The organism is Endozoicomonas sp., assembly GCF_051008435.1.
Lineage (GTDB): Bacteria > Pseudomonadota > Gammaproteobacteria > Pseudomonadales > Endozoicomonadaceae > Endozoicomonas_A.
On sequence record NZ_JBPCXO010000236.1, the window covers coordinates 1 to 2,510 of the forward strand.

Annotated in this window: 4 protein-coding genes; 3 read left to right on the forward strand and 1 reads right to left on the reverse strand. The window is 42.9% G+C overall.

The window, feature by feature from the left end; all coding sequences use genetic code 11:
* Nucleotides 1–113: 113 nt before the first annotated feature.
* Nucleotides 114–656 carry a DNA/RNA non-specific endonuclease gene (locus tag ACR2PX_RS12085; RefSeq protein WP_433999607.1) on the reverse strand — a complete coding sequence of 181 codons (543 nt, stop codon included), beginning with the start codon at nt 654–656 and terminating at the stop codon, nt 114–116.
* Nucleotides 657–984: 328 nt separating this feature from the next.
* On the opposite strand from ACR2PX_RS12085, the gene ACR2PX_RS12090 reads away from it, so the two are divergent.
* From ACR2PX_RS12090 to ACR2PX_RS12100, 3 genes are all read left to right on the forward strand, one after another.
* Entirely contained in the window at nt 985–1,356 is a 372-nt protein-coding gene (locus tag ACR2PX_RS12090) for a DUF4440 domain-containing protein (protein ID WP_433999608.1), read from the forward strand.
* A 96-nt stretch (nt 1,357–1,452) separates the two neighbouring features.
* On the forward strand, nt 1,453–1,764 hold the full coding sequence (locus ACR2PX_RS12095; protein ID WP_433999609.1) for a cupin: 312 nt from the start codon (nt 1,453–1,455) through the stop codon (nt 1,762–1,764).
* Between the two features lie 90 nt (nt 1,765–1,854).
* A complete protein-coding gene (locus ACR2PX_RS12100; protein ID WP_433999610.1) occupies nt 1,855–2,337 on the forward strand; it encodes a hypothetical protein in 483 nt (160 codons plus the stop codon).
* Nucleotides 2,338–2,510: the final 173 nt, after the last annotated feature.

Consider the following 2,510-nt stretch of genomic DNA (forward strand, 5'->3'; position numbering starts at 1 on the left):
GAAGCTTTGCAGTCTGTTCACTCTGCTGTTCGTTGCGGGTTGAGAAAACCATGGGATAAAGGATAGTCGCTGCAAGGGAAAGGTATTATTCTCTTTCTCTGTCCAGCAGTTTTTTAGGAATTACGTATTCTGTGATACTCATCAGCATTGGGCAGCTCGGCATATTCATAGAGTGGGCCGGTGATCACATAGGCGGGAGTGCCGGTTCTGGCCAGATCTCGGATGCTAAGCTCCAGATTGACCCAGGGCCCCTGATTCAGGTTACTGGACTGTGGAGTAATATTGCTCAGATAGTTGGTCATGTACCAATAGGATGAGTTACTGAATGCACCCAATGGTACCTGGTGACCACGGTCAGTCTGAATGGTCGCATGGGCATATTTATAGTCAGCAGGTTCCAGTGTTGAACTCGCAGACAGGTTGGGATCCGACTTCCAATTACGGCTGCGTTTAGGACCATCCAGATTCTGCTTGTGAACTCTGTACGCTAACCAGTCAGCAAACTTTGTCTGGGCATTATTCGAAAGGGTATAAATCGGTCTTTCGAGCAGCTGGTTTCCTGGCGCGCTTCCGGCAGGACAACCGTAACGGCCACAATTATCTGCCAAGGCTACCGTGGAATTAAAGGCCAGAGCCCATATCATTATTTTATACATTGCTATTCGCTTTATTTTTATTTTTTAGTTATTGGTTTTCTAGTGCAAATACCAGGACTTTAATTCGGTGCTGGTGTGCTCACTGTAAACTGCATGACAACACAGCTCTAGAAAGCGGGGTAATGTAATTATCCCAAGCAGATATTACATTTTTATTGTCATTTAAAAATCTGACAAAATAATATTCACCTTAATTAATTTCTAAATAAAAAAATCAAATCTAAAACTCAACCTTTTTAAACTAAACGACCTATTAAAAAAATCTAACTACTTTCAAATGATTGATATTATTTTCAATGTTTAAAACCACTCTACTCAGGAATTCGTCTTGTCACCTCAGGATTTTATAAAAAGCTACGAATCGGCTCTGGCAAGCCAGAATTGGAATCATATTGCCCCTCTGTTACACACAGATATCTGTGTCACATTCTCAGATGGTACCTATAAAGGTATTGAGGCGGTTAAATCCGTTTTTATCAGAAACTTCTCTGCCATCAAGGATGAGGATTACCGGATTTCCAGGATTCACTGGGCCCATATTGCTGATCAGTCTGCAGTCTGCCTCTATGAGTTCCAGTGGGAGGGATTGATCCATGGAGAAAAATGCTCTGGCGGTGGGCGCGGCACATCGGTTTTAGTCAGGGAAAAGGATCAATGGTTACTGGTTTCTGAGCACCTGGGTCCGTACCCATCTCAGTGATTCAGAGTTAAGTATGATTAACCTGCGTAAAATATGTGCAGCCATAGGAAAGGTTCTCTTCTTTCTCCGCTCATGCTGAAACAAGAATACAAAGAAATGAAAATAATACGAAGTAAAGAATTCAAACCAAATCGAGCATGGGAAGCATTGGATATTGCAAACATGAACGGTATCACGACGCGCTTGCACTGGACTGATGCACCCTATAAGTGGCATACCAATGACGGAGAAGAAGTTTTTGTCGTGATAGATGGCAAGGTTGAGATGAAGTATAAAGAAAACAATACTGAGAAGAGTATCATCCTATATCCTGGCGATATTTTCTTTGCTACAACGGGAACGCAGCATGTTGCTCACCCTTGCATGCCATCGAGGGTTTTAGTGATAGAACAAGAAGGTAGTGTATAGACCTTTCCTTCATGCGAATAAGACACTAATAGTCTAAAACCTCATTCATTAATCCAGAAAAGTCACTGTTCACAAGAGAATTAAAATAATATGAAAACAGTAAAAAATACGCTCATCTCTCTCTCACTGGCCGGTGCAGCTCTGGCAGCCAACGCTGATTCACCTATAGCCATCACCAACGATAACCTGGTGGGTAGCTGGTTGTGTGAAGCCTCGGTTGCTATGGAACAGGGCAAAATGCACTATGTGAGTACTGAAAACTATCTGAAGGATGGCAGCTCAAAAAGTGAAGGCTCTATGAAGCTTAGCTTTGGTCATCCCAACATACCGGACCTTGAATACTCCATCACCGGCGCTGGAACCTGGCAGCTTGATGGCAAAGAACTGACGGAAACCCTCACTGCACTGGATGTTAAAAATCTGACAGATCCGAAGTTCGATCAATTCATCAACCTGAAAGATATGATTCCCATGAATGTTCCGGAGACTTCACTGATCACCAGGTTGACTCAAAGTACCATTGCTATAAAGGCGGGCGACAGCGAAGAAATTCTGGAGTGTAAACGCAGCTAAGCCTTTTTGTATAAAACACAAGGGGAACCTGGTTTCCCCTGCCATTAAAACAGGCCCTTTTACAGGTTGGCTGATCATTTTTGGGCCTCCTGCCTGATTTTTAGATAGAGATAATCAAGATCATTGTAACCACATGCCTTGTATATTATCCGCTTGATGACACCATTGAAGGC